This window comes from Bradyrhizobium genosp. A, assembly GCF_049949275.1.
In the GTDB taxonomy this organism is placed as follows: Bacteria; Pseudomonadota; Alphaproteobacteria; order Rhizobiales; family Xanthobacteraceae; genus Bradyrhizobium.
Genome location: NZ_CP188196.1, coordinates 6,769,771 through 6,795,921, shown reverse-complemented (window position 1 = coordinate 6,795,921; position 26,151 = coordinate 6,769,771). Strand labels below are relative to the sequence as shown.

Annotated in this window: 29 protein-coding genes; 27 read left to right on the top strand and 2 right to left on the bottom strand. The window is 64.0% G+C overall.

What is annotated here, in order from left to right:
* Positions 1-16 precede the first annotated feature (16 nt).
* Entirely contained in the window at positions 17-745 is a 729-nt protein-coding gene (gene flgF / locus ACP2YP_RS31905) for a flagellar basal-body rod protein FlgF (protein ID WP_426420174.1), read from the bottom strand.
* Positions 746-748: 3 nt separating this feature from the next.
* On the bottom strand, positions 749-1,540 hold the full coding sequence (locus ACP2YP_RS31900) for a DUF1217 domain-containing protein (RefSeq protein WP_426420173.1): 792 nt from the start codon (positions 1,538-1,540) through the stop codon (positions 749-751).
* 142 nt (positions 1,541-1,682) lie between these two features.
* On the opposite strand from ACP2YP_RS31900, the gene motA reads away from it, so the two are divergent.
* The 27 genes from motA to flgK all read left to right on the top strand — a co-directional run bounded on the left by motA (position 1,683) and on the right by flgK (position 26,150).
* Complete coding sequence (gene motA / locus ACP2YP_RS31895) at positions 1,683-2,579, top strand: flagellar motor stator protein MotA (protein ID WP_426420172.1); 897 nt, start codon at positions 1,683-1,685, stop codon at positions 2,577-2,579.
* Positions 2,576-3,517 carry a flagellar motor switch protein FliM gene (locus ACP2YP_RS31890; protein WP_426420171.1) on the top strand — a complete coding sequence of 314 codons (942 nt, stop codon included), beginning with the start codon at positions 2,576-2,578 and terminating at the stop codon, positions 3,515-3,517. The genes motA and ACP2YP_RS31890 overlap by 4 nt, the downstream gene beginning before the upstream one ends.
* Complete coding sequence (locus tag ACP2YP_RS31885; RefSeq protein ID WP_426420170.1) at positions 3,498-3,812, top strand: hypothetical protein; 315 nt, start codon at positions 3,498-3,500, stop codon at positions 3,810-3,812. The genes ACP2YP_RS31890 and ACP2YP_RS31885 overlap by 20 nt, the downstream gene beginning before the upstream one ends.
* Positions 3,813-3,887: 75 nt before the next feature.
* Positions 3,888-4,262 carry a flagellar motor switch protein FliN gene (gene fliN, locus ACP2YP_RS31880; RefSeq protein ID WP_027535981.1) on the top strand — a complete coding sequence of 125 codons (375 nt, stop codon included), beginning with the start codon at positions 3,888-3,890 and terminating at the stop codon, positions 4,260-4,262.
* 2 nt (positions 4,263-4,264) lie between these two features.
* Positions 4,265-5,305: a flagellar motor switch protein FliG gene (locus ACP2YP_RS31875; RefSeq protein WP_426420169.1), complete on the top strand. Its 1,041-nt coding sequence runs from the start codon at positions 4,265-4,267 to the stop codon at positions 5,303-5,305.
* Between the two features lie 13 nt (positions 5,306-5,318).
* Positions 5,319-6,404: a flagellar biosynthesis protein FlhB gene (flhB, locus tag ACP2YP_RS31870; protein WP_426420168.1), complete on the top strand. Its 1,086-nt coding sequence runs from the start codon at positions 5,319-5,321 to the stop codon at positions 6,402-6,404.
* Positions 6,405-6,468: 64 nt separating this feature from the next.
* Positions 6,469-6,870: a flagellar basal body rod protein FlgB gene (gene flgB / locus ACP2YP_RS31865; RefSeq protein WP_035973106.1), complete on the top strand. Its 402-nt coding sequence runs from the start codon at positions 6,469-6,471 to the stop codon at positions 6,868-6,870.
* 11 nt (positions 6,871-6,881) lie between these two features.
* On the top strand, positions 6,882-7,298 hold the full coding sequence (flgC, locus tag ACP2YP_RS31860; protein ID WP_200469622.1) for a flagellar basal body rod protein FlgC: 417 nt from the start codon (positions 6,882-6,884) through the stop codon (positions 7,296-7,298).
* 2 nt (positions 7,299-7,300) lie between these two features.
* The gene (locus ACP2YP_RS31855; protein ID WP_426420167.1) at positions 7,301-7,630 is read left to right on the top strand and encodes a flagellar hook-basal body complex protein FliE; all 330 of its coding nucleotides are present in this window, start codon (positions 7,301-7,303) and stop codon (positions 7,628-7,630) included.
* A 17-nt stretch (positions 7,631-7,647) separates the two neighbouring features.
* Positions 7,648-8,439 (top strand): flagellar basal-body rod protein FlgG, encoded by a 792-nt coding sequence (gene flgG / locus ACP2YP_RS31850; protein ID WP_426420166.1) that lies wholly within the window; start codon positions 7,648-7,650, stop codon positions 8,437-8,439.
* Between the two features lie 13 nt (positions 8,440-8,452).
* Complete coding sequence (flgA, locus tag ACP2YP_RS31845) at positions 8,453-8,929, top strand: flagellar basal body P-ring formation chaperone FlgA (RefSeq protein ID WP_426420165.1); 477 nt, start codon at positions 8,453-8,455, stop codon at positions 8,927-8,929.
* A complete protein-coding gene (gene flgI / locus ACP2YP_RS31840) occupies positions 8,926-10,056 on the top strand; it encodes a flagellar basal body P-ring protein FlgI (protein ID WP_426420164.1) in 1,131 nt (376 codons plus the stop codon). Before flgA ends, flgI begins: the two co-directional genes overlap by 4 nt.
* Before the next feature lie 67 nt (positions 10,057-10,123).
* Positions 10,124-10,891 (top strand): MotE family protein, encoded by a 768-nt coding sequence (locus tag ACP2YP_RS31835; protein ID WP_426420163.1) that lies wholly within the window; start codon positions 10,124-10,126, stop codon positions 10,889-10,891.
* Positions 10,891-11,586 carry a flagellar basal body L-ring protein FlgH gene (gene flgH / locus ACP2YP_RS31830; RefSeq protein ID WP_426420162.1) on the top strand — a complete coding sequence of 232 codons (696 nt, stop codon included), beginning with the start codon at positions 10,891-10,893 and terminating at the stop codon, positions 11,584-11,586. Before ACP2YP_RS31835 ends, flgH begins: the two co-directional genes overlap by 1 nt.
* Positions 11,587-11,616: 30 nt before the next feature.
* Positions 11,617-12,060, top strand: a complete 444-nt coding sequence (locus tag ACP2YP_RS31825) for a flagellar basal body-associated FliL family protein (RefSeq protein ID WP_426420161.1) — start codon at positions 11,617-11,619, stop codon at positions 12,058-12,060.
* Positions 12,057-12,797: a flagellar type III secretion system pore protein FliP gene (fliP, locus tag ACP2YP_RS31820; protein WP_426420160.1), complete on the top strand. Its 741-nt coding sequence runs from the start codon at positions 12,057-12,059 to the stop codon at positions 12,795-12,797. The genes ACP2YP_RS31825 and fliP overlap by 4 nt, the downstream gene beginning before the upstream one ends.
* Before the next feature lie 240 nt (positions 12,798-13,037).
* A complete protein-coding gene (locus tag ACP2YP_RS31815; RefSeq protein WP_426420159.1) occupies positions 13,038-13,943 on the top strand; it encodes a flagellin in 906 nt (301 codons plus the stop codon).
* A 272-nt stretch (positions 13,944-14,215) separates the two neighbouring features.
* Positions 14,216-15,124, top strand: a complete 909-nt coding sequence (locus tag ACP2YP_RS31810; protein ID WP_426420158.1) for a flagellin — start codon at positions 14,216-14,218, stop codon at positions 15,122-15,124.
* Positions 15,125-15,379: 255 nt separating this feature from the next.
* The gene (locus ACP2YP_RS31805) at positions 15,380-16,288 is read left to right on the top strand and encodes a flagellin (protein ID WP_426420157.1); all 909 of its coding nucleotides are present in this window, start codon (positions 15,380-15,382) and stop codon (positions 16,286-16,288) included.
* Between the two features lie 303 nt (positions 16,289-16,591).
* The gene (gene fliF / locus ACP2YP_RS31800) at positions 16,592-18,217 is read left to right on the top strand and encodes a flagellar basal-body MS-ring/collar protein FliF (protein ID WP_426420156.1); all 1,626 of its coding nucleotides are present in this window, start codon (positions 16,592-16,594) and stop codon (positions 18,215-18,217) included.
* Positions 18,214-18,900 carry a hypothetical protein gene (locus ACP2YP_RS31795; RefSeq protein ID WP_426420155.1) on the top strand — a complete coding sequence of 229 codons (687 nt, stop codon included), beginning with the start codon at positions 18,214-18,216 and terminating at the stop codon, positions 18,898-18,900. The genes fliF and ACP2YP_RS31795 overlap by 4 nt, the downstream gene beginning before the upstream one ends.
* 7 nt (positions 18,901-18,907) lie before the next feature.
* Entirely contained in the window at positions 18,908-20,227 is a 1,320-nt protein-coding gene (locus ACP2YP_RS31790) for a MotB family protein (protein ID WP_426420154.1), read from the top strand.
* A complete protein-coding gene (locus tag ACP2YP_RS31785; protein WP_426420153.1) occupies positions 20,224-21,408 on the top strand; it encodes a chemotaxis protein in 1,185 nt (394 codons plus the stop codon). Before ACP2YP_RS31790 ends, ACP2YP_RS31785 begins: the two co-directional genes overlap by 4 nt.
* Positions 21,405-22,742, top strand: coding sequence for a flagellar hook-length control protein FliK (locus tag ACP2YP_RS31780; RefSeq protein ID WP_426420152.1), 1,338 nt, complete (start codon positions 21,405-21,407; stop codon positions 22,740-22,742). Before ACP2YP_RS31785 ends, ACP2YP_RS31780 begins: the two co-directional genes overlap by 4 nt.
* A complete protein-coding gene (locus ACP2YP_RS31775) occupies positions 22,693-23,277 on the top strand; it encodes a transglycosylase SLT domain-containing protein (protein ID WP_426420151.1) in 585 nt (194 codons plus the stop codon). The genes ACP2YP_RS31780 and ACP2YP_RS31775 overlap by 50 nt, the downstream gene beginning before the upstream one ends.
* A 115-nt stretch (positions 23,278-23,392) precedes the next feature.
* Complete coding sequence (locus ACP2YP_RS31770; protein WP_426420150.1) at positions 23,393-24,625, top strand: flagellar hook protein FlgE; 1,233 nt, start codon at positions 23,393-23,395, stop codon at positions 24,623-24,625.
* A gap of 46 nt (positions 24,626-24,671) precedes the next feature.
* Positions 24,672-26,150 (top strand): flagellar hook-associated protein FlgK, encoded by a 1,479-nt coding sequence (gene flgK, locus ACP2YP_RS31765; protein WP_426420149.1) that lies wholly within the window; start codon positions 24,672-24,674, stop codon positions 26,148-26,150.
* Position 26,151: the final 1 nt, after the last annotated feature.

Below are 26,151 nucleotides of genomic sequence, written 5' to 3'. Positions count from 1 at the left end.
ACGCGCGACGCGCAGCCTACTTGCTCGGATCGCCCAGCGTCCGGATTGCATTGTTGAGCTCGCTCTCGGTGCCCTCGATCATCGAATTGGTGCTGTCGAAGGCGCGCGAGGCCGACATCAGCTTTGTCAATTCCATCATCGGGTTGGCGCTGGAGCCCTCGACATAACCCTGCTTGAAGCCGTCCCGGCTGAAATCGGCGATCGCGGTCACGGGACGGTCGGGCGTGACGCCGGAATTGCCGTACCGGTCGAGATTAGCATCGGCCGGAATGTTGAACAGGCCGATGGTGCCGATCTCATTGTTGTCCTGGGTGATCGCACCGCTGCGCGAGATCGAGACCGGCCCGCCGTTCGGGTCGAGCGAGATCTGCGCGCCGCCGGAATCGATGACGGGGAAGCCCGACACCGTCTGGAGGTCGCCGTTGGCGGCGATCTGGAGCCGGCCGTCGCGGGTATAGACCGTGCCGTTGGGGCCGGCGAAGGCGATCCAGCCCTGTCCGACCACGGCGACGTCGAGCGGGTTGCCGGTCTCGGTGATGTTGCCGGCCTCGCGCGAGATGATGTTCTCGCCGGGCGAGGAGAACGCGACCGGGTTCGCGGCAGCCTTGGACAACACCGTCTCGAATTTCACCACGTCGGTGCGAAAGCCGGACGTGTTGACGTTGGCGACGTTGTTGGCGATCGTCTGGAGGCGCTTTTCGAGCGCGACCTGAGCCGACAATCCCACATAAAGAGCCGATTGCATGGGTTACCTGTTGAACTTGATGTTCTGAAGTGTCGTGAGCAAGCCGGTGTCCATGCTGGCCGACGACGTCGACGCACCGGTGATCAGGACCAGTGCGGGGTTGGTCGAGGGATCGCTCTGGGCCTGGGTCGCGTCCCACATCGCGGCGAAGCGCTGCACGAACTTGGTGACCTTGGTCGGGTCCTGGAAATCGGTGAGATTGATCTTGTCCGTGATCATCTTGGCCTGCATGTCGATGTCGGACGAGCTGATCGTCGACGACCAGCCCATCGCGGTCTGGACCACCTGGGTCAGGGCCTTGTCGGCGAGGATCTGGTAGGGGCTCTTGATCGAGGAGGCCTTGCGCGTGAAGTAAAGTGCAAGCCGCAGGCCCTCGTTCTGGTCGCCGGCGTTCTGCTCCATCGTCTGGGTGACGTATTGGGTGGCCGTGCCGGTCGTGGCCGCGGTGGTCTGGGTCGCGTTGGTGCCATTGGCGGCGAAATTGAATGCGGTGGCGAAGTCCCGGTAGCGGGTGTCGCTCAGCTTATTGGCGAAGGCGTCCTTGTTCGAGACGCCCTCGGTCAGCACCTTCCGCATGAAGGCCTTGGCATAAGTCATGTCGCTGAGGCCATAGGCCTTCATCGCATAGGAGTAGAGCCGATAGTCACCCAGGAAGTCGTCGATCGTCTTCACATTGCCGATATGGCTCAGGAAGTAGTCGGTGTCGCGGCTGACGTCCGGCTCCTCGGCCACCTGCGTGAGCGACTTGCCCATGTCCTTGGTCAGTCTGGTGTAATCCGCGATGGTGGATAGCATAGAACGCGCCCCTTTGGCCGCCTTTGCGACATTGTCTCAAGCTGCCGCGAATTGCTTGCGCGGGGCTGGCCATGCCGAAGCCAGCTTCGCGCAAGCGTCGCCGACTAGATATTCCCGATGGGATCGGCGATGGAGTGGCGCGTTGCTCAGTTTCGTGGGGATTTTCATCACGGTGGCAGCACTGCTCGGCGGATTTGCCGCCATGGGCGGCCATCTGGCCGTGCTGATGCAGCCATGGGAGTTCGTCATCATCATTGGCACCGCGGTCGGCACCTTCATCGTGGCCAATCCGTGGAAGACGGTCGTGGACACGGGGGTGGCCTGCGTGCAGGCCATCACCGGCGCGGTGCCGGGTGAGCGCTATTATCTCGATCTGCTCGGGGCGCTCCATGCCCTGATGCGCGAGCTGCGCGGCAAGGGCCGCAACGAGGTCGAGGCGCATATCGACGATCCCTCGTCCTCGGAGATTTTCAAGGCATTCCCGAGCGTGCTCGGCGACCCGTCCTTGCTCCAGTTCATCTGTGACTACGTCCGCCTCATCATCATGGGCAATGCGCGCACGCATGAGATCGAGGCGCTGATGGACGAGGAGATCCACACCATCGTGAAGAGCAAGCTGACGCCCTACCACGCGCTGGTGGTGGTGTCCGAGGCGCTGCCGGCGCTCGGCATCGTCGCCGCCGTGCTCGGCGTCATTAAGGCCATGGGCGCGCTCGACCAGTCGCCGAAGCTGCTCGGCGGCTTCATCGGTGCGGCGCTGGTCGGCACCTTCGCCGGCATCTTCCTGTCCTACGGCATCATTTCGCCCTTCGCGCTGAAGATCAAGATGACGCGCGAGAAGAAGTGCCGACCTTACATCATCGTCAAGCAGACGCTGTTGGCGTTCATGAACGGCGCCATGCCGCAGATCGCCGTCGAGCACGGCCGCAAGATGATCGCGAGCAGCGAGCGGCCGTCGATCGACGTTGTCGAGAACGAGACGATCGCAGGTCCCAAGGCCGTCGTGACCGACGCTGAACCCAAGGCTGCACGCGCATGACGATGGAAGACGTCGAGATCGATCAGCGGAAGCAGCTGCCGAACTACCTGCTGGACGCGGCCGGCATCTCGATCGAACGCATGCCGATGCTCAATGTGATCTTCGATCGCATGGCAGCATCGTGCACGGACAGCCTCCAGCCGATGGCAGGAACGCCCTGCTACTTCTCGGTCAATGGCATCAGCAACGACCGCGTCGGCGATATCATCAAGGACTACGAGGGCAACGCGGTCGCCGCCGTGCTCTACGCCGAGCAGTGGGACTCCCGCGTCATCATCGTGCTCGACCGCGATTTCGTGTTCACCATGGTCGAGGCGATGTTCGGCTCCGACGGCGCCGAACCTCCGCTCGACGTCGAGCGTTCGTTCTCGAACATCGAGATTCGCCTGGTCCAGGCGCTGTTCGAGCGGTTCGCCAAGGCGCTGCAAACCGCTTTCGCCGGCACGTCCAACGTCACCTTCCGCGTCGAGCGGGTCGAGACCGCCATGGCGTCGCTGGCGATCGGGCGGAGCGGCAACATGTCGATCTGCGCGAACATCATGGTGCAGGCGCTCTACCGCGGCGGTCAGATGTTCCTGATCATCCCGCACTCCGCGCTCAACCCGCTGCGGCAGAAGCTCGCCCACGTCGTCGTCAGCGACGGCCGCGCGGCCGACCCGCGCTGGCGCGAGCAGATGGAGAGCGAGGTTCATCGCACCGAGGTGACGCTGAGCGCGGTGCTCGACGAGAAGATGATATCCCTCGAAGACGTCGTGAAGTTCAAGGTCGGACAGGTGCTCGAACTCGAGGCCACGCCGCGCACGCTGGCGCGGCTCGAGAGCAACAACCAGGTGCTGTTCTGGTGTCAGATCGGCCAGCTTGATGGCTACTACGCCATGCAGGTGGCAGATCCCGTTGATCAGAAGCGGGAGTTCGTCGATGATATCCTATCTCGTTGATGCCGTGTTGCTGATTGCGCTGGCCTTCACCAGCATGCGGGTGACCCGGATGCACCGCGAGCTGGCGCGGCTGCGCAATTATCAGGGCGAGTTCTCGACCATCGTCCACGAGACCGCGGGCGCCTTCGATACGGTGATCACCGCGGCGCATGATTCCACGGCAAATCTCAGCCGGCTCGCCAACGTGCTGAGCACGAAGATCGACCAGGCTCACGAGGTGATCGCGGCGCTCGATGCGCGGACCGGGTTCCAGCCGGCTGCGACCGCGAACGGCACTGAGGTCAACAAGCATTAGGGCCGGGACCGGCTGAACGGATAGATCGGAACGTCGCGGCGCTCCGGGAGCGGAAATACCAAGAGGCGATACCAAATGGCGCAATCCTTCGACTACGAATCAGCAACCGCATCCGATGATGCCGAGACGTCTCCGCTGGAGCGGCTGGCGGAGATCGCCGCGCGCACCGCGGAGGAGACCGGCAAGTTCGCCAATGTCGATGCCATCCTGCGCATCCCCGTCACCATGCAGGTGGTGCTGGGATCGGCGACCATCCCGGTGGCGAACCTGATGAAGCTCGGCCGCGGCGCCGTGGTTCCGCTGGATCACCGCGTCGGCGAGCCCGTCGACGTCGTGGTCAACGGTCGCGTCGTTGCCCGCGGCGAGGTGGTCGTTGTTGAGGAGGACAATTCCCGCTTCGGTGTGTCGCTGACCGAGATCGTCGGCCCGCTGGGGCAGGGTGATTCCTGACCATGGCGGCACAGGTCGGCGTCGCTCCCATCAAGCAGCGAGGCGTTGCCACGCTCGGCGGAACGGAAAAGGTCGCGGCGCTCCTGCTGGCCATGGGCCGGCAGGCGGCCGCGAGCGTGCTCGCGCAGTTCGAGCCGCAGGACATCCGCATCGTCACCAAGGCCGCGGCTGAGCTGCGGCCGATCACGGCGCAGGAACTCGAGTCGATCGTCGAGGAGTTTGCCCAGCAGTTCTCGATGGGCGCGAACATTCTCGGCACCCTCGGCGGCCTCGAAGCCGTGCTCGGCGACGTGCTTCCGGCCGACCAGGTCACCGCGATCATGTCGGACCTGCTCGGCAATTCGAGCCGGTCGGTGTGGGACCGCGTCTCGTCGGTGTCGGAAAACTCGCTGGCAACCTACCTCTCCAAGGAGCATCCGCAGACCGCGGCGCTGATCCTGTCCAAGGTCAAGCCGTCCTGCGCCGCCAAGGTGATGAGCCAGCTGCCGTCAAGTTTGCGCAACGAGCTGATGCGGCGCGTGCTCAGCCTCAAGCCGATCGTTGACGACGCGCTGAAGGTCCTCGAGAAAACGTTGCACGAAGACCTGACGCTCAATTTCGCCCGCAATCTCGGCGCCGACACCTACGCCCGCGTCGCCGACATCATCAACAAGATGGAGCGCGGCCATATCGAGGACATGCTGAAGAGCCTGTCGGAGAAGCGGCCGAAGTCCGCCGAAGTGCTGAAGGAGCTGCTGTTCACCTTCGACGACGTCATCAACCTGGCACCGAAGGCGCGCACCATGATCTTCGATCAGGTGCCGACCGATCGTATCGTCGTGGCGCTGAAGGGCACCGACAAGCACTTCCGCGAACTGATCCTGTCCGCGGTCGCCTCGCGTGTCCGCCGCGTCGTCGAGCACGAGCTCGCGATCGGCGAGCCGTCGAACCAGCGCGACGTGCTGGAGGCGCGCCGCGTCATCACCGACCTCGCCCTCGACCTCGCCGAGAAGGGTGAAATCGAGCTCAATCCCGACCAGGAGGATGAGCTGGTCTTCCGCTGACCGCTGAACGGGCATGGCAGAGACATCCGACCAGGAGAGCAAAACAGAAGAGCCGACCGAGAAGAAAGTCCGCGATGCGCTCGAACAGGGCAATATTCCGGTCTCTCGGGAGGCGTCCATTTTCGCGACCATGGCGGCGCTGATGGTGATTCAGGCGTTCCTGATCGGCCAGGGCGTGCAGCAGCTGATGCCGACCTTGAGGAGCTTTATCGACGAACCCGAGGGCTTCCCGCTCAGCAACGCGGCGGACGCACTGAATCTTCTCACCGTGGTGGGCCTCGAGGCGCTGCGATTCCTGGTGCCGCTGGTCGTGATCATCGCGGTGTTCGGGCTCGCCGCCTCGCTGCTGCAAAACGCGCCGCGGCCGGTGCTGCAGCGCATCCTGCCCGACTTCTCCCGAATCTCCCCGGTCAGCGGCTGGAGCCGCATTTTCGGAACGCAGGGCCTCGTCGAGTTCGCCAAGTCGATGTTCAAGCTCGCCTCTGTGACCGCCGTCGTCTGCTTCGTGCTGCGATCGTCGGAGGCGAGAGCGTTCGCGGCGATGTACACCGATCCTGTCGCGTTGCCGGAGATGATCCTCACCATCGCGATGCGGATCGTGTCGGCGATATGTATTGCGACGATCGTTCTGGTCGCAATCGATCTCGCCTGGGCGCGCTTCCGCTGGCGGCGTGAGCTGCGCATGACCAGGCAGGAGATCAAGGACGAGCACAAGCAGGCCGAGGGCGATCCGCTGATCAAGGCGCGCCTGCGTTCGCTCGCGCGCGACCGCTCGCGCCAACGCATGATCGCCTCCGTGCCGCGCGCGACGCTGGTGATCGCGAACCCGACGCACTTCGCGATCGCATTGCGCTACAACCGCGACGAAAACCCGGCGCCGCTGGTGGTGGCCAAGGGCATGGACGTGATCGCGCTGAAGATCCGCGAGGCCGCCGAGCAGAACAAGATCCCGGTGATCGAGAACAAGGCTCTCGCGCGCGCGCTCTACGAGGCGGTGCAGGTTGATCAGGTCATCCCCGCCGAATTCTTCCGCCCGGTTGCCGAGATCATCTACTTCCTGCAGTCGAAGCAGACGCCGCGGCCCGAGAAGGTTCAGTAGATTTACGAGGATGGTGCTTCGCGCAACAGCTTGACGAAAGCTTAACGCCCTAGGGTTCTTTCCAATGAATCATAATGGGGCTGTCGTGGGACCGCTTTATCTCTTCGAACTCGCATCGTCGCAGGCACGCTGGCTCGAGCTTCGTCAGTCGACCATCGCCACCAACGTCGCCAACGCCAATACGCCGGGTTTCAAGGCGCGCGACGTCGAGCCGTTCAACAAGGTGCTCGACGGAATGCCGGTCAGGCTTGCGACGACATCGCCCACGCATATGCAGCTTTCCCCGGCCGAAACCGATACGCGGGCAACCGCGAAGAAGGATAGCTGGGATGTCGTCCACTCCGGCAATTCGGTCAGCCTCGAGCAGGAAATGATCAAGGGTAGCGACGTCAATCGCGACTATTCGATGAACTCGGCGATCGTGCGCTCGTTCAATCGCATGATCCTGACCAGCGCGAAGACCTGAGGTGAACTGACATGCTGGACGCTCTACAGGCTTCATTGACGGTCGCAAGCTCCGGGCTCGAAGCGCAGTCGACGCGCATGCGGGTCGTCTCGGAAAATCTCGCGAACGCGAGCTCGACCGGGCGCACCGCCGGTGCCGATCCGTATCAGCGCAAGACGATCACTTTCGATGCCGCGATGGATCGTGCCTCGGGCACGCAGCTGGCGAAGGTCAAGGAGATCGGGGTCGACACCACGCCCTATCGCGTCGAGTACGATCCGGGACACCCCGCGGCCGACAAGGCCGGCTACGTCAAAATGCCCAACGTCAACATGATGATCGAGATGGCGGACATGCGGGAAGTCAACCGGTCCTATGAAGCCAATCTCCAGGTCGTGAAGCAGGTGAGATCGATGCTCGGCATGACCATCGATCTTCTGAGGAGCTGACAATGCTAGAGGCGATTTCATCCACTGCGATCACCGCAGGGCAGGCGGCGTCCCGGATCACCGAGACGCAGACCATTGCGCCCAGCGCGACGTCCCCGGTTCAGGCCGGCGACGAATTTGGCTTCGATTCCGTGATGAAGCAGGTGACCACGGACGCGATCGGCACGCTGAAGGCCGGCGAGAGCGCGTCGATCTCGGCGATGCAGGGCAAGGAATCGACGCGGAAAGTCGTCGAGGCGCTGATGTCGGCCGAGCAGGCGTTGCAGACTGCGGTCGCGGTCCGCGACAAGGTCGTGCAGGCCTACCAAGAAGTCGCCCGTATGTCGATTTGATCTGAAGGAATGACGCTGTGAAATCGCTCGCCATCGCGGCCACGGGCATGAATGCCCAGCAGACCAATATCGAAGTCATCGCGAACAACATCGCCAACATCAACACCACGTCGTTCAAGCGTGCACGTGCCGAATTCACCGATCTGTTCTACCAGATGGACCGCATGCAGGGTGTCGCGAACGTCAACGGCGCGTCGCCGATCCCGGAAGGCGCCAATCTCGGCCTCGGCGTCAAGTCGGCCGCGATCCGCAAGCTGCACATCCAGGGCGCGCTGACGCAGACCGGCAACCCCTACGACATGGCCATCAACGGTCGCGGCTGGTTTCAGGTGCTCGGCCCGAACAACGAGGTGCAGTACACCCGCGCCGGCTCGTTCAACACCAATGCCACCGGCCAGCTGGTGACGATGGACGGCTACCTGCTGGATCCCAATATTACGGTGCCGCAGGGAACGGTGCAGGTCACCGTCAACCAGACTGGCCAAGTGTTCGCCAAGCTGGATACGGCCGTTAACCCGCAGCAGATCGGCCAGCTCAACCTTGCCAATTTCGCCAACGAAGCGGGCCTCGAGCCGCTGGGCAGCAATCTCTATCGCGAGACCACGGCATCAGGCGCGCCGGTCGTTGGTCTCCCCGGCGATGCCGGTTACGGCAAGATCAACCAGCAATATCTCGAGGCCTCGAACGTCGATCCCGTCAAGGAAATCACCGAGTTGATCTCGGCGCAGCGCGCCTACGAGATGAATGCCAAGGTCATCCAGGCGTCGGATGAGATGGCGCAGACGGTGTCGAAGAATCTCAGTCGCTAGTTCCGGTGTGTCCATGTTGAACAGGGTGGCCCTGATCGCGCGCGGGTTGGCCGCCGCGCTGCTGGTTCTCGTCTCCGCGCGGCTCGCCGTGGCAGATGAGCGGCGGCTTCCCGTGCCGGCCGTGTCGATCCGCGCCGGCGAGCTGATCAGGGACGATATGATCACCGAGCGCACCTTTGCGCCGAACGTGCTCGGCGTCGCCATGTTCATCGAAGGGCGTCAGGTCCTCGTCGGCCGTATGGCGCGGCGGGCGCTGCTGCCGGGCCAACCGATTCCCACCAATTCGGTGGAGGATCCCTGGACCATCGCCCGTGGTGCCATGGTCAAGGTCGTGGTTGAAGACTCCGGTCTGTCGATCGTGACCTACGGCGCGGCCATGCAATCCGGTGCGCCGGGCTCGCTCATTACCGTGCGAAACACCGACACGGGCGTGATAATCAGGGCCATCGTCCAGCCGGACGGCACCGTCAAGGTCGCGGACGGGTCATGACCAGAGTCCTGATTGCGCTTCTCCTCATCGTTTCCGCCGCCAGCGCCCAGGCCGCCGTCCGCATCAAGGACATCGCGGACATCAAGGGGCTGCGCGAAAACCAGATCGTGGGCTATGGCCTCGTCATCGGCCTCAACGGCACCGGTGACACCCTGCGCAACGCGCCGTTCACGGAACAGTCGCTGCAGTCGATGCTCGAAAACATGGGCATCAATGTCAGGAACGAGACGACCAGCACGACCAACCCGGCGCGGCCGACCACACTGCGCACGCGTAACGTCGCCGCGGTGATGGTGACCGCGGACCTGATGCCGTCGATCGGACCGGGCGAGCGGATGGACGTGACGGTGTCGTCGCTTGGTGATGCGACGTCGCTGCTCGGCGGCACGCTGGTGATGACGTCGCTGCGCGCGGCCGATGGTGCGGTCTACGCAGTGGCACAAGGTGCGGTCACGGTCGCCGGTTACAGCGTCGGAGGCCAGGCCCAGAACGTCAGCCAGGGCACCCCGACGGCGGGCCGCATTCCGAACGGCGCGCTGGTCGAGCGGGAGGTGCAGGGCAGCCTCCACGAGATGGAATATCTGGTGCTGGAGCTGAAAAACCCCGACTTCGTCACCGCGACGCGAATCCTCGACGCCGTCAATCGCTATGCCGGCGGCCGCTATCGCGCCCAGATCGCCTTCGAGCGCGACTACCGGACGATCGTGCTGTCCAAGCCGCGCTACGTCGGCCCGGTCCGCTTTCTCGCCGAGATCGGTGAGCTCACCGTCGAACCCGACACGCCGGCGCGGGTGGTGATCAACGAACGCACCGGCACGGTGGTGATCGGACGCGACGTGCGAATCTCCACCGTCGCCGTCACCCACGGCAATTTGACGGTCCGTGTCACCGAGCTGCCCGTGGTGTCGCAGCCGGCGCCGTTCTCGCAAGGCCAGACGGTCGTGGTGCCCCAGACCATCGTCGAGGCTAACGAGGCCGGATCGCAGGTGGCGATCCTGAGTGGCGTCGACCTCCAGCGCCTCGTTCGCGGGCTGAACCAGATCGGACTGAAGCCGTCCGGCATCATCGCGATCCTCCAGGCGATCAAGACGGCCGGCGCGCTGCAGGCTGAAGTCATCGTGCAATGATGCATAAGCGTCGTGCAAGCTTGGTCGCTCAATGCTCTGGTCTCGACCGAGAATCGCACGCGACCCGATGCTGAAGCTGGATCACATAGCGCAACTCCTTCTCCTGGCCGCGATGTTCGTGTTCGCGAGTGCCTCGCCCGTGTTCGCGCTGGACGAGCCGACGCCGTCGAAGCCGCTCAATCTGCTTTCCTTCGCGCGCGCTCGCGCGCCCGGGCCGCAGAAGCCGCACGCGACGGCGACGCCAGTCCCGAGCGATAATTCACGGATAACCGCCTGGGCGGCTGAAGATTCGGGTCCCGCAATCACGGGAGCGGTTCCGACGGCGGCTCCTCCGCCGGCGCCGGCCCCCGCACCAATGCCGACGCGTCCGGCGAAGTCCGGCAGCGTTACGGCGCCGCCGAAGCCGGCGCCGGCTCAAGCTGCCGCGCCTGGGGACAACGAAGTTGCGCTGTTCTGCAGCAACGTGGCCGATCCCGCCGTCGACGCCAGGCTCGCCTGGCAACTGAAAGAGCTGGAGAAGGCCGAGAGCCTGCTGCGGGAGCGGATCGCCGAAGTCGAAGCCAAGCGCGCCGAATACGAGAAGTGGATGGCGCTGCGCGACGACTTCCTGAAGAAAGCGGAAGCGAGCGTCGTCGAGATCTATTCGCGCATGAAGCCGGACGCCGCCGCCACCCAGATCGCCGGCATGGCGGACGAGACGGCCGCCGCGGTGCTCGCAAAGCTCAGCCCAAGGAGTTCGAGCGCAATTTTCAACGAGATGGAGACCGGGCGCGCAGCACATCTCGCCGATCTGCTCGGTGGAATGCGCCGCGTGGATGACGGGAAGACCAAGTAATGAAGAAGCCGATCCTCCTCCTGTCGCTCGTGCTTCTTGGCGGATGCTCCCATGATCCGGCTGAAATCCTGACCGGTCCTAAACTGTCGCCCGTAGGTAGCGGCCTGAGGACGCCGGCCGACCCGATCCCGGTGACGCCCCGCATGCACACGCCCGTCAGCTATCGCTCGACCTGGGATGACGGCACCGACCTCTACCGCGATCCCCGCGCCCGGCGCGTCGGCGACGTCGTGACGGTGATCATCTCGATGCAGGACAAGGCTAAGCTCGACAACAAGACCGGCCGCTCGCGCGATTCGCAGATCCAGTTCGGGCTGAACTGGCTGATGGACGTCGCAGGATGGCAGGACAAGGGCCAGGCCAACGCCAATCTCAACACCAATACCCAGATCAAGGGCAACGGCCAGATCGACCGCTCCGAGGACATCAAGCTTTCCATTGCGGCCGTCGTCACCGACGTATTGCCGAACGGAAATATGATGATCAGCGGTTCGCAGGAGTTCGGTATCAACACGGAGATGCGCGTGCTCAACGTCGGCGGTATCGTGCGTCCACGCGATATTTCGCGAACCAACACCATCTCCTACGAGAAGATCGCCGAGGCGCGCGTGTCCTATGGCGGTCGTGGAAATCTGTCTGACGTGCAGCAACCTGGATGGGGGCACCGGATTTATGACGCCGTGGCACCGTTCTAAGGCTGGCGCGTCGTGGGAGCAGGGGGCGTCATGCGCCTGATTGCCGCGATCGTTGTGCTGACCCTGGTCGCGATTGGCGCGGGCGCGCTCGCGGGCTTGCACCTGTTCGCCGCCGCCGAACGCGTCGCCGACGCAAAGAAGGGGGCCACCCCGCCGCCGATCGCGTCGAGCTACGCTGGCAGCGCGCGGCTCAGGAAGCTGTCACCGATCGTGACCAACCTCGCGGCGCCGGCCAACAATTGGGCCCGGGTCGAAGCCTCCATGGTGACCGACAGCATGAGCGACGAGGATGCCGGCATCCTGGCCGCTCATATCAGCGAGGACATCGTCACTTACTTGCGGTCCGCCTCGGTCACGCAGTTCGAAGGCACGCGCGGGCTCCAGCATCTGCGCGACGACCTGTCCGAACGCGCCAGCATCCGCTCCTCCGGCAAGGTCCGCGAATTGATTATTGAGACGTTGGTGATCCAGTGAAACTGAGAGTCCTGCTGCTTGCGTTGCTGCTGGTCATGCTGCCCGAGGTAGCGTTCGCCCAGATCCCGGACCTCAATTCACTGCTGCCGCCGGGCAACGGCTCGACGAGCGGCCGCATCATCCAGCTCATGGCCCTACTGACGGTGCTGTCCGTCGCACCGGGGCTGCTCATCATGGTGACGAGCTTCACGCGCTTCGCCGTCGCGCTCTCGTTCCTGCGCGCCGGCCTCGGCCTTCAGACGACGCCTCCGAATCTCGTGCTGATCAGCCTCGCCATGTTCATGACGTTCTACGTCATGGCGCCGACCTTCGATCGCGCCTGGGAAACCGGCGTGCAGCCGCTGATGAAGAACGAGATCTCGGAGGAGGAGGCTTATCTGAAGATCAGCGATCCGTTCCGCGAGTTCATGCTGGCGCATGTGCGGGACAAGGACCTGCAGACATTCGAGTCGCTCGCTGCGGAGAGCTTTCGCAGGAAGTTCGACGACAAGCGCATCGACATGCGCGTCATCATTCCGGCCTTCATGATCTCCGAGCTCCGGCGTTCGTTCGAGATTGGCTTTCTCATCATCCTGCCATTCCTCGTCATCGACATGATCGTCGCGACGCTGACCATGTCGATGGGCATGATGATGATGCCGCCATCGATCCTCGCGCTACCGTTCAAGGTACTGTTCTTCGTGCTGATCGACGGCTGGAACCTGCTCGCCTCCGGACTGGTGCGGTCGTTCTCATAGCAGCGGCGATCGCCAGCAGGCCGCTTATGGTTAGCGAAGAGTAATATTAACCATATGATTTTGCTGCGGAATTCAAGCTCGTCTTAATCCGGAAGCAAGATTCGGCGTGCTAGCAATGCGGCACGGCGGGTTGGACCCCACCCATATCAGTCCAAAGGCATGATGCCGCCCCTCCGTACCGGTGAAAGCCCGGTATGTCCCCTCGTGAAAATGTAACGCGTACATAAAGGGACATTCGCAATGTCAAGCCTGCTTACGAACTCGACCGCTATGACCGCCCTCCAGACCCTGCGGTCTGTGAGCTCCCAGCTCGCCACCACGCAGACCCGCATCTCCACCGGTCAGCGCGTCTCGACCGCTTCGGACAACGCCGCCTACTGGTCGATCGCGACCTCGATGCGCGCCGACAACGCCGCGCTCTCCGCCGTCTCCGACTCGCTCGGTCTGTCGGCCGCAACCGTCGACACCGAATACACCGCTCTGACCTCGGTTGTCGGCGACAGCACCGGCGGCCTGACCAAGCTCCAGTCGCTGCTGGTCGAAGCCAAGACCGCCGGCATCGACCGTACCAAGATCCAGGCCGACGTTACCCAGATTCAGCAGCAGATGAAGGGCACCGCCGATGCGGCAACCTTCAACGGCGTGAACTGGCTGAGCACGACGACGGCCACGCCGACGACGGTCAACCTGGTGTCGTCGTACTCCCGCGTCGGCGGCACGCCGACCACCGGCTCCATCGGCCTGACCGTTGCCAACTATTCGCTCTATACCTCGTCCACCAGCGGTATCCTGGACACGGTGAGCGGCGGTGCGTCGGTCAACACGATCGACATCTCCACGCTGACCGACTCGGCGGCTGACCAGACCACGCTCGATGGCTACATCGCGAAGGTGACCTCCGCGATCAACTCGGTGGCTTCGGCCGCCGCCAACCTCGGCGCCGTCAAGAACCGTATCTCGACCAACACGGACTTCGTGAAGTCGCTGATGGACTCGGTGACCCGTGGTATCGGCCAGCTCGTCGACGCCGACATGAACCAGGAGTCCACCCGCTTGTCGGCTCTCCAGGTCCAGCAGCAGCTCGGCGTTCAGGCGCTCTCGATCGCCAACAGCAGCAGCCAGAGCATCCTCTCGCTGTTCCGCTAAGCCTGAAAACCATTTGAGGGAGGGCCGCGCTTCTCGCGAAGCGCGGCCTTTTCGTTTGACGTGACGTCCCGCGGACGCCGTAATTTCGGCTGCCCTGTTGCGGCCAAGACACAGAGCCACAAGCCCCGCACAAGCTTCGAGCGCTACGGTCGCCGTACGAAAGGTTGGGCCCTAACCGCTTTTGCGCAGCCCAAAGGCATGACGCCGCCCTGTCGTACCGGTGCAAGTCCGGTATGTCCCCAAATCAACTCAATCTTCAAAGGGACATCAAAATGGGTTCGAGTCTTCTCACCAACTCCGCCGCAATGACCGCGCTGCAGACGCTGCGCAACGTCAGCTCCAACCTCCAGATGACGGAAAACCGGATCTCGACCGGCCAGCGCGTGGCCACAGCGTCGGATAACGCCGCCTACTGGTCGATCGCAACCTCGATGCGGGCCGACAACGCCGCGCTCTCCGCCGTCTCCGACTCGCTCGGTTTGTCGGCTGCGACCGTCGACACCGAATACACCGCTCTGACCGCGGTTGTCGGCGATAGCACCGGCGGCCTGACCAAGCTCCAGGCGCTGCTGGTCGAAGCCAAGACCGCCGGCATCGACCGCACCAAGATCCAGGCCGACATCACCCAGATCCAGCAGCAGATGAAGGGCACCGCCGACGCGGCAACCTTCAACGGCGTGAACTGGCTCAGCACGACCACGGCCACGCCGGCGACCTTCGACCTGGTGTCGTCGTTCTCTCGCGTCGGTGGCACGCCCACCATCGGCTCGATCAACCTGACGATCTCGAACTATTCGCTCTATACCTCGTCCACCAGCGGCATCCTGGACACGGTGAGCGGCGGTGCGTCGGTCAACACGATCGACATCACCACGCTGACCGACTCGGCGGCTGACCAGACCACGCTCAGCGGCTATATCACGCAGGTGACTGCCGCGATCAACTCGGTGGCTTCGGCCGCCGCAGGCCTCGGCGCCGTCAAGAACCGCATCTCGACCAACACGGACTTCGTCAAGACCTTGATGGATTCGGTGAATCGCGGTGTCGGTCAGCTCGTCGACGCCGACATGAACGCGGAATCCACCCGCCTCCAGGCACTCCAGACCCAGCAGCAGCTCGGCGTCCAGGCGCTCTCGATCGCCAACCAGAACAGCCAGAGCATCCTCTCGCTGTTCCGCTAAACCTGAAGACCATCTGAGGGGGCCGCGCTTCGCGAGAAGCGCGGCCCTTTTCATTGGTGTGCCCGAATTGGCTCATTCTGTTGCGGTCCGGTCACGAAAGCCACAAGCCTCGCGCAAACTTCGCGTGCTATCGCCGCCGTTACGACAGGTTGAGCGCGCTGTTCCGCAGCCCAAAGGCATGATGCCGTCCTGTCGTACCGGTGCAAGCCCGGTATGTCCCAAAAATTTCAATTCGTTTTCAAGGGGACGTCAAACATGAGTTCTAGCCTGCTCACCAACTCCGCAGCAATGACCGCGCTGCAGACGCTGCGCAACGTCAGCTCCAACCTCCAGATGACGGAAAACCGCATCTCGACCGGCCAGCGCGTGGCCACGGCTTCGGACAACGCCGCCTACTGGTCGATCGCAACCTCGATGCGCGCTGACAACGCCGCGCTCTCCGCCGTCTCCGACTCGCTCGGTCTGTCGGCTGCGACCGTCGATACCGAATATACCGCTCTGACCGCGGTTGTCGGCGACAGCACCGGCGGCCTGACCAAGCTCCAGGCGCTGCTGGTCGAAGCCAAGACCGCCGGCATCGACCGCACCAAGATCCAGGCCGACATCACCCAGATCCAGCAGCAGATGAAGGGTACCGCCGATGCGGCAACCTTCAACGGCGTCAACTGGCTGAGCACGACGACGGCCACGCCGGCGACTTTCGACCTGGTGTCGTCGTTCTCTCGCGTCGGTGGCACGCCCACCATCGGCTCGATCAACCTGACGATCTCGAACTACTCGCTCTATACCTCGTCCACCAGCGGCATCCTGGACACGGTGAGCGGCGGTGCGTCGGTCAACACGATCGACATCACCACGCTGACCGACTCGGCGGCTGACCAGACCACGCTCAGCGGCTATATCACGCAGGTGACTGCCGCGATCAACTCGGTGGCTTCGGCCGCCGCAGGCCTCGGCGCCGTCAAGAACCGCATCGCGACCAACACGGACTTCGTCAAGACCTTGATGGACTCGGTGACGCGCGGTGTCGGTCAGCTCGTCGACGCCGACATGAACGCGGAATCCACCCGCCTCCAGGCGCTCCAGACCCAGCAGCAGCTCGGCGTCCAGGCGCTCTCGATCGCCAACCAGAACAGCCAGAGCATCCTCTCGCTGTTCAAGTAAGCTCCCGCTTCGAAAACGACCGTGCTCCCGAGGGAGCACGGTCCCCGCCGTGACCGGCGGAAGTGACGGCACATGATGTGCCCGTAATCGACCTCCTGACGCCAGACCTGTGCAACACGCTGCAGCCGATCGCGCGGTAACACGTTCGATCGTCCGCTCGTTGCCATCGACCTGCCTGCGTTACCCAAAGTCTGGTAGAATTGCAGCGCCTCGCCTGCGAAGCGACACATTCGCGTGTTCGCGCAACCTTCAGACAAGGTTCGCAGCGGAATGTCATCACCGTTCGCATTGGTACGAGGTCATATGCTCAGTCGCGCGCAGCTACAGCAGCTGCTCAACAATCTGCTGGAACTTGGGCCGCGACGTCTGATGGCCTTGGGACTGATCGGCTTCGCCGTCCTCGTCACCGTGGTCGGGGGCGCTTATTACCTGAGCCGGCCGGAATTCGAGACGCTCTATACCGGCCTCAACCGCGAAGACGTGACGCGTATCGGCGCCGCGCTGCGCGAGCAGAACATTGCCTTCGATATCAGCGCAGCCGGCGATGCCGTCTCGGTGCGGCCGAGCCAAACCGCGCAGGCGCGGATGCTGCTGGCCGAGAAGGGGCTGCCGACCAGCGCCAATTCCGGCTACGAGCTGTTTGACAAGATCGGCTCGCTCGGACTGACCTCCTTCATGCAGGAGGTCACGAAGCTTCGCGCGCTCGAAGGTGAGATCGCGCGCACCGTTCAGCTGATGAAGGGCGTCAAGGCGGCGCGGGTGCACATCGTGATGCCGGTGCGCGGTTCGTTCCGCGCCACGCAGCAGCCGCCCTCCGCATCGGTCGTGCTGCGCACCGACGGCGCGCTCGAGGCGCGCACGGCGCAATCGATCCGCCATCTCGTCGCGGCCGCCATTCCCGGCATGACGCGCGACAAGGTCACCGTGCTCGACGCCGACGGCTCGATGCTGCTGGCCGAGGAGGACGAGGCCAGCGCCGCGCCGACCAAGATGGCGAGCCTCCAGAAGACGGTCGGCGGAATGGTGCAGGAAAACATCCGCAAGGCGCTGACGCCCTATCTCGGCCTGGACAATTTCGAGGTCAGCGTCGCGCCGCAGCTCTCCACCGACAAGCGCCAGATCAACGAGACGGTCTACGATCCTGAGACCCGCGCCGAGCGTTCGGTCCGCAATGTCCGCGAAAACGAAAAATCGTCGAACGCGGATCGCTCGACGCCAACCACCGTCCAGCAGAACCTTCCGGACCAGCAGGTCAACGCCGGCGGCACCAAGAACTCCAGCGAGGACAAGACACGCCGCGAGGACGTTACCAATTTCGAAGTGTCGTCCAAGACCACGACGACGGTCAGTGACGGTTACTCGGTCAAGAAACTCTTCATCGCGGTCCTGGTCAATCGCACGCGGCTTGTCGCCGACCTCGGCGACAAGACCAACCAGGCCATCGTCGACAGCAAGCTCGCCGAGATCAGCCAGCTCGCAGCGACTGCCGGCGGACTGGACAAGGCGCGCGGCGACCAAATCCAGGTGACTGCGGTCGACTTCGTGGAGGGCTCGCGCGAGCTCGCGCCGGTGCCGCCAATCAGCTTCGTCGAGATGATGAACAAGCAGCTCGGCAGCGTCATCAACGCGGTGACGATCCTGGCCGTCGCTTCGATGCTGGTCTGGTTCGGGCTTCGACCCGCGGTCAACGGCATTCTGACCCATCGCGCCGCGCAAGAGCAGACCGAGGCGGCCGAGGCCGCCGAGCTCGAGGCTGCTTCGGCCCTCGCATTGGCCGACAGTCAGGATGCCGAGCTCAACCTCGTCGAGGACCTCGAAGGCAAGATGCAGCGCACGCCGCAGAAGCGGCTGGAGCAGATCGTCCGCCTCGATCAGATGCAGGCGGCAGCAATCCTTAAAGACTGGATGCGACGCGAGGAGGCGGCATGAACGCGGCAATCGGGAAACTCCTGACGCAATTCGACGCGAACGGCCGGGCCAAGTCGCCGCCGCCTCCGCCGCCGAAGATCCAGGACGCACTGACGAGAAAGGAAGTCCGTCGCGAGCCTCAACCGCAGCGTCAGGCGCAGGCGCAGCCCCAACTTCAGCCGCCTCCGGCGCACGCGCCGGAAGCCGCGCCGGCCAATCTGCTCGAAGACGCCTATCGGCGCGGCCATACCGCAGGCCTTGCGGAAGGCGAAGCCAAGCTCGCCGAAGAGCGCGTCCGCAGCGCGATCCGGCTCGGTGAGGAGCGGGCCAAATGGTCAGACCAGCAGGCGGTCGCGATCGTCAACGGTTTTGACGCGGCCTGCCGCGAGATCGAGAGCAACATTGCAAGCTCGGTCGCGCGGATTTTGCTGCCGTTCCTCGCCGATGCGGTCCGCGACAAGGCGATCGGATCCCTGGTCGAGCAGATCTCGGCGCTGACCTCGAATTCCCCGGTGCCGGCGTTCCGTGTCACCGGACCCAGCGAACTCATCGACCTCGTCAGGACGCAACTCAATCTGGCCGGCCGCTCTGGCGTCGAATACCAGTCCGCCGACACCGTCGAGGTTCGCGTCCTCGCCGATCAGACCACGATCGAGACGCAGATCTCGACCTGGATGGATCGGCTGAAAGAGGCACGCCGGTAGTTTCACCATGGAGGAGGTCAAGCACGAGCTCGTCATTATCCGCCGGCGGAGCGCTTTCGAAGACGAGAAGGCGCACGGTGGCGTTTGGAAGATCGCCTATGCGGACTTCATGACTGCGATGATGGCGTTCTTCCTGGTGATGTGGCTGCTCAATGCGCTCAACCAGGACCAGAAGCAGGTGGTTGCGAGCTACTTCAACCCGATCAAGCTCGCGGAGAACGCACCTGCGCCGAAAGGCTTGAAGGATCTCACCAAGAAGGAGCCGACGACGTTCGAGGGGCAGGATGGCAAGCGCCAGCCGTCCGGGCCGAACGAGGAGCGCCGCGGCGACTCTCCGACGGCCGAGAAGCCGCCCTTCTACGAAGAGAAGGTTCTGTTCCGCGATCCCTACGCAACGCTCGCCGAAATCGCAGCGAGCTCGAACCAGGCCTCGGGCCAGCGGCGCGCCGGTGCGCTGACGTCGGCCGAAGAGGATGGCCTCAAGGGCGGTGACGCCTATCGCGACCCGTTCGATCCCGGCTACTGGAAGCTCGCGCCCGAGGCTTCGAAGGAAGCCGATAGGATCATGGATGGCGAGCCGAAGCCGAATGCTTCGGCACGCGACAATCCGGCCGACACAAATCAAGGCGAGCCGCGCCGCGGCAGGACAGATGATGCCGGCGGCAGCGTGGCCCCCGACGCGCAGGCGTCGTCCGCGAGCCAGTCCCCATTGTTGCCGCCGGGATCGGCGCCATCATCGTCTGCCCGCGACGGCAGCGTTCAGCCGAACACGCAGGCCAATCTTCAGGCCAATGCCGCGCCGCAGGCTCGTCCGACCGACGCTCCGAAGGAAGCCGAGCAGCGTGACGCGGCCCAGACCCAGCAGCCGACCGTCAAGCAGCTTCAGTCTGCGATCGCCGATGCCCTGTCGGATATCAAGGCCGGCGCCGGGCCGGTGGCCGAGGTCCGTCAGGTCGAGGAGGGCTTGCTGGTCAGCCTGACCGACGATGCGAGCTTCGGCATGTTCGCGGTCGGCTCGGCCGAGCCACGGCCCGAGCTCGTTCGCGTCATCGACAAGATCGGCCCACTGATCGCGAAGCGCCGCGGCATGATCATCGTTCGCGGTCATACCGACAATCGGCCCTACAAGTCGGACAACTACGACAATTGGCGGCTATCCTCGGCGCGCGCGCAGATGGCTTACTACATGCTGGTTCGCTCCGGCGTCGACGCGCAGCGGATCGAGCATGTCGAAGGTTATGCCGACCGCCGGCCGAAAATCCAGAACGATCCGGCAGCCGCGCAAAACCGGCGGATCGAGATCCTGATCCGGGAGAAGCGCCCTTGACCAGGCCGCTGCTCCGCGTCGTGATGCTGATGGTGCTGTCGCTCGTGGCGACACGCGCAGCTGCCGAACCGACAGCGCCGTCCGGGGAGCCGTTCGAGCTGGTCCGCGCGCTGCAGGCGGTGCAGGACGGCATCGCCAATGGCGACACCGCGGCGCACGCCAGCCACATCGCGCTGATCCGGCAGATCGGCGAAAAATTCCTCGCCGCCGACGCGAGCGTGTGGAGCAATCCGCAGAACGGCCAGGCGGTCGTGATCTATCTGCTCAGCGGCGGCGCCCCGCAGATCGTCCGCAAGCTGCCGCGCGACAAGATCAATGTGGATTCGCGGCTGTTCGACGGTGCGCTCGCTTATGTCGAAGGCCGGCAGGACGAGGCAAAGGATCTGCTCAAGGACGTCAAGCCGCGCACGATCTCGTCCGGCATGGGCGGGCAGGTCGCACTGGTCCAGGGCGCGTTGTTCGCTCGTTCCGAGGCATCGCTCGCGATCGAGCGTCTCGACGACGCGCGCCTGCTGCTGCCCGGCACGCTGGTGGAAGAGGCGGCACTGCGGCGCGAGATCCTGCTGGTCGGGCAGGCGGAGGATTTCGACAAGTTCGAGTTCCTGACGCTGGCCTATATCCGCCACTACCGCAACTCGGTCTATGCCGGCGATTTCTGGCAGCGCTTCTCCACCGGCTTGACGCAATCGAGTCTTGCGCTGGATGATCGCCGCTTTGCGCGGATCGCGGCGCTGCTGGAACAGGTCGACCGTGCCAGCCGCCTCAAGCTCTATCTGGTGATCGCGCGCGGCGCGCTGGTTCGCGGCAAACTCACCGTTACCCGGCTCGCAGGCGAGCGGGCGCTGACGCTCAGTGCCGATGCCACGCCAGATCGCGAGCGCGCCCATTTCTACCGCGGCGCATCCCGCGTGCTCACCGACGAATATGACGGCGGCTTTGCCGAGCTGAAGGCGCTCGACCGGGCGAAGTTGGCGGAGCGCGACGTCCTTCTTCTCAATGCAACCCTCCAGCTCGCGCTCGACGTCCGTAAGCCGATTGCAGGTCCGACCGCTGCCGTGTCGGCCGACAAGCCGCCGGTCACGCCGGCGCGGATCGATCTGGCGTCGTCGAACGCAATGCTCGCGCGCGCCCAGACGCAGCTCGGCGAACTGGAGCTTCTCACCAAGGATCGCCGTCCATGACCAAGCTTAGCGGAACTTCCGGACAGCTTTTCGCAGGCCTCGCCGAAACCCTTACGCGCGGGGTGTCCCGCTCAGCAAAGGGCACGGCGACGGCGGGTGTGAAAACGGCGGACGATTCATCGTTTCACGATCTGCTCCACACCGTCTCGAACATGGCCAAGCGGGCGCTGGACGATCAGGGTAGCGACACCACCGCAAAGGCTGCTTCGGTACGTCCGCGCCTGGCTCAGCTGACCGAGCCCGACACGCCGAAGGACGAGCTGGTGCACGAGCGTACCGAGGAGCCTAAGTCGTCGACCAAGAAAGACCCGGTCGATCAAACGGCGAAGGCGGACGTCCCGAGCAGATTGAGCGTTCCGACGATCGTGGGGCAGGAACTCGCCGCCGCGCAGGCCGTGACGATGCAGACGCCGCAACCGTCGAACGACAAGAAGGACACTTCGGCGCGCGACGAACGACCCTCCACAGCGAAGCGCGAAGTTCAGAGCATCGCCGACGCAAAGGCGACGGCAGATGTCGCGCGATCCGCCGCAGCATCATCGACCGTCGCGCGTTCCACGGCCGATGCCTCCGGGCCGCGCCCGCTGCCGGCCGCGGCGACCCTGCAGGCGATGCCGGATGAAAGCGACGTTCAATCGAAAGCCATGCCCGCCGCCACATCCGGGTTCGAAGCCGTCACGGCGAATGTCGAGCGCGCCGCAAAGTCCGCAGGCCGCGATGCCTTGCCGGAAACGACCAAGGTCACGGTGGTTCAGCAGGAGACGCATCTGCCTCCCGTGCCGCAGTTCAGCGCGACCCAGCAGGTCGCAAATGCAGTGGTGTCGGAGCTGAAGGGTTCGACTACGCCGGCCGCATCCGCCGCGGCCGATCTCGTGGGCGCCCAGAGCAATGCACCGGATCAGCCGCTCAAGATCCTTACCGTCAATCTCGAGCCGCCGGCGCTCGGCAATGTCACCGTGCGCCTTCGTCTCGTCGGCACCGAGGTGTCGGTTCAGCTCGCCGCCCAACGCAAGGACACCAGCACGATGCTGGATCAGCAGCGCGACCAGATCCGCGACCTGATGCAGTCGGCGGGCTACGTGGCCGACGTCGCGCCCGTACAGCACGGCTCACTCGACGGATTCCAGGCCGGATCCGGCCAGTCGCAGCCGCAGCTCCCGGGCCAGCAACAGCAATCATCCCAGTCGCAAGGCGCGTTCAGCGGCGCGGGCACGTCGTCCGGTCAGTCGGACGGCGGAGCCGGGCAAGCCCGGCAGGATCAGCAGCCCAACCAGGAGGCACGTCATGACCAGGACGTGGCGCCGCATACTCGTCGCGGCCCTGTTTATCTTTAGCGCAAGCGCGGCCGAGGCGGCGGCGACCGACACTACGCGCCCCTGCGAGCGCGAGATGGCGCGCGCCTCGCAGCGGCACGGGATTCCGCTCGGTATTCTCTATGCCGTCGGTCTCACCGAGACCGGCCGGCGCGGCGCGCTCTATCCCTACGCGCTCGGTGCGGAGGGGCAGACCGTGTTCGCCAAGGACATGGATGATGCGATGGCGAATTTCGAAGCGATGCGAGCCAAGGGCATCAAGCTGATCGATCTCGGCTGCATGCAGATCAACCACTATTTTCACGGCGACAAGTTCACGTCGGTGCGCGCGATGTTCGATCCGGCCAAGAACGTCGACTACGCCGCGCGCTTCCTCAAGGAGCTGAAGCAACGCGAGGGAAGCTGGACCATGGCGGTCGCCCGCTACAATGCCGGCCCCAACAATCAACCGGCGCAGAAGCGTTACGTCTGCCACATCGTCGCGCATCTCGTCTCCAGCGGTTTCGGCGCGTGGACCGACAAGGCGCGCTCGTTCTGCCAACCCAGAACAACATGAATCAACGACGTGAAACGACGATACGCCGCATGAAGTTGTGCATCGCCACTGACCATCAGCCCCGCGCAAGCAAGACCCCCCATTGTAACCACAATCTGCCAAAGGAGCCCAATTCATGAGCCTGTATGGTGTTATGCGCACCGGCGTTTCCGGTATGAACGCGCAGTCCAACAAGCTGTCGACGGTCTCGGACAACATCGCGAACGTCAACACGGTCGGCTACAAGCGGGCTTCGACGGAATTCTCCTCGCTGATCCTGAAGAGCGGCTCCGGCAATTACGATTCCGGCGCGGTCGAGACCACGGTCCGCTACGCCATCACCGATCCCGGCAACCTTCAGTTCACGACCTCGACGACTGACCTTGCAGTCCAGGGCAAGGGCTTCTTCGTCGTGCAGGATACCAACGGCAACAACTTCCTCACCCGTGCGGGCTCGTTCGTGCCCGACAGCACGGGTAACCTCGTCAACACGGCCGGCTTCCAGCTGATGGGCTACAACATCCAGAATGGCGCAGCGCCCAACGTTTCTGCCAACGGCTTCGGCGGCCTCCAGGTCGTCAACGTCAATCAGATGGCACTGCAGGCATCGGCTTCGACCAAGGCCACCGTCGCGGCCAATCTGGATCCGAGTGCAACGAGCAGTGCGGGACCGGCAAGCCCTACCAACTACACCTCGAAGACGTCGATGGTGACCTATGACAACATCGGCAACGCCGTGACGCTCGACGTCTATATGAAGAATACCGGCGCGAACACCTGGGATATCCAGACCTACAATGGAGCGTCACTGCTTACGCCAACTGGCTCCACCACGTTCACCTTCGACACGACATCGGCCGGCAAGGGAGCTCTGGCTGCGGCGAGCCCGAAGACGCTTTCCTATACCGTTACCAGCGGCGGGACGACCTACCCGTTCACGATGGACATGTCGGCCATGACCCAGGTCGCATCGAGCTTCGACTTCAAGGCGACCGTCGACGGTAACGCGCCGTCCGCCGTCGAGAAGGTCAACATCGACAGCAAGGGCGTCGTCACTGCGGTGCTCAAGAACGGCACCCAGCTGCCGAGCTTCCAGATCGCGCTCGCCACCGTGCCGAGCCCGGACCATCTGACGCCCGAGGTCGGCAACGTCTATTCGCCGAACCTGGATTCCGGAAACGTGCAGGTTGGCCTGGCCGGCCAGGGCGGTCTCGGAACCATCCAGTCTGGCGCGCTGGAAGACTCCAACGTCGATCTCGCGAACGAATTGACCTCGATGATCGAGGCGCAGCGTGGCTTCACCGCGAACTCGAAATCGTTCCAGACCGGCGCCGATCTGCTCGACGTCGTCGTCAACCTGAAGCGCTGAGTCCCTCAGCGCCGATCCCGGGCAAGAGAACGTTCAAGAGCACGCCATGTCCCTTACCTCAGCCCTCGACTCCGCCCGCAATTCGCTCATGGCGTCGGGTGTCCAGTCGTCGACCGTCTCGCGCAACATCGCCGGCGCCAGTTCGACCGGCTATTCGCGCAAGATCACGGTGCTGGACAATCTTCCCGGCGCCGGCGTCTATGTGGCGGCGATCCAGCGCGCCGCCAGTTCAGGCCTGTACAGCAACGTGCTGACCGCGACCTCCGCGGCCGCCACGCAGAGCGCGATCTATGACGGTCTCCAGAAGATCGCGTCTGCCACGGTGGACGATCCGCAGCTCGACCAGTCGCCGACGGCGCAGCTCAATGCGCTGAAGCAGGCGCTGCAGCAATATGCCAACGCCCCAGATAACACCACGCTGGCGCAGGCCGCCGTCACCTCCGCCAAGGACATGGCGACCGCACTCAACCAGGCAACCCAGACCGTGCAGTCGGTCCGCGAGGGCGCGGATGCCGACATGAACATTTCGGTCCAGAACATCAACCAGCTGCTCTCCCAGTTCCAGACCGTCAATACGGCGATCGTGAAGGGGACGATCGCCGGCGACGATGTGACCGATTATCTCGACCAGCGCGACAGCATCGTCTCGAAGCTGTCCCAGGAGGTCGGCGTCACGATGTCGATCCGCACCAACGGCGATGCCGCGCTCTACACCGACAGCGGCGTGGTGCTGTTCGACAAGACGGCGCGGGCGGTGAGCTTCGCCCCGACCACCTCCTATTCGGCGAATATCACGGGGAATGCGGTCTTTATCGACGGCGTGCCCGTGACCGGCGCCAATTCGGTGATGCCGATCAAGTCCGGCAAGCTCGCCGGTCTCGCCCAATTGCGCGACAACGATACGGTCACCTATCAGAGCCAGCTCGACGAAGTCGCCCGCGGCCTGATCAATACCTTCAAGGAAAGCGACCAGTCGGGCGCGGGGCTGCCCGACGTTACCGGTCTCTTCACCTATAGTCCCGGCGCGCCGGCGATTCCGGCGAGCGCCACCGTCTCGACGGGCCTCGCCGGCACGATCTCGGTTGCCGCATCGGTCGATCCGGCCCAGGGCGGCAACCCAAATCTGCTGCGCGACGGCGCGATCAGCGGCAACGTCGCCTACCGATACAACTCCGCCGGCAGCGGCGGCTATTCGACCCGGCTTCAGCAACTCATCGGCAACATGGATGCGTCGCAGCCATTCGATGCGACCACGCAGGGCAAGCCGAACGGCAGCCTGATCGACTTCGCGGCGTCGTCGACGAGCTGGATCGAAAACCAACGCAAGACCGCCAACAACAACTCCCAGTATCAGAGCACGTTGCTCGACCGCAGCACGACGGCGTTGTCGAACGTCAACGGCGTTAACATGGACGACGAGATGTCGTTGATGCTTCAGGTCGAGCGTACCTATTCGGCCTCGTCGAAGATCATTTCGACCGTTGACCAAATGATGCAAGCCTTGCTAGCCGCCGTGGGGAATTAGT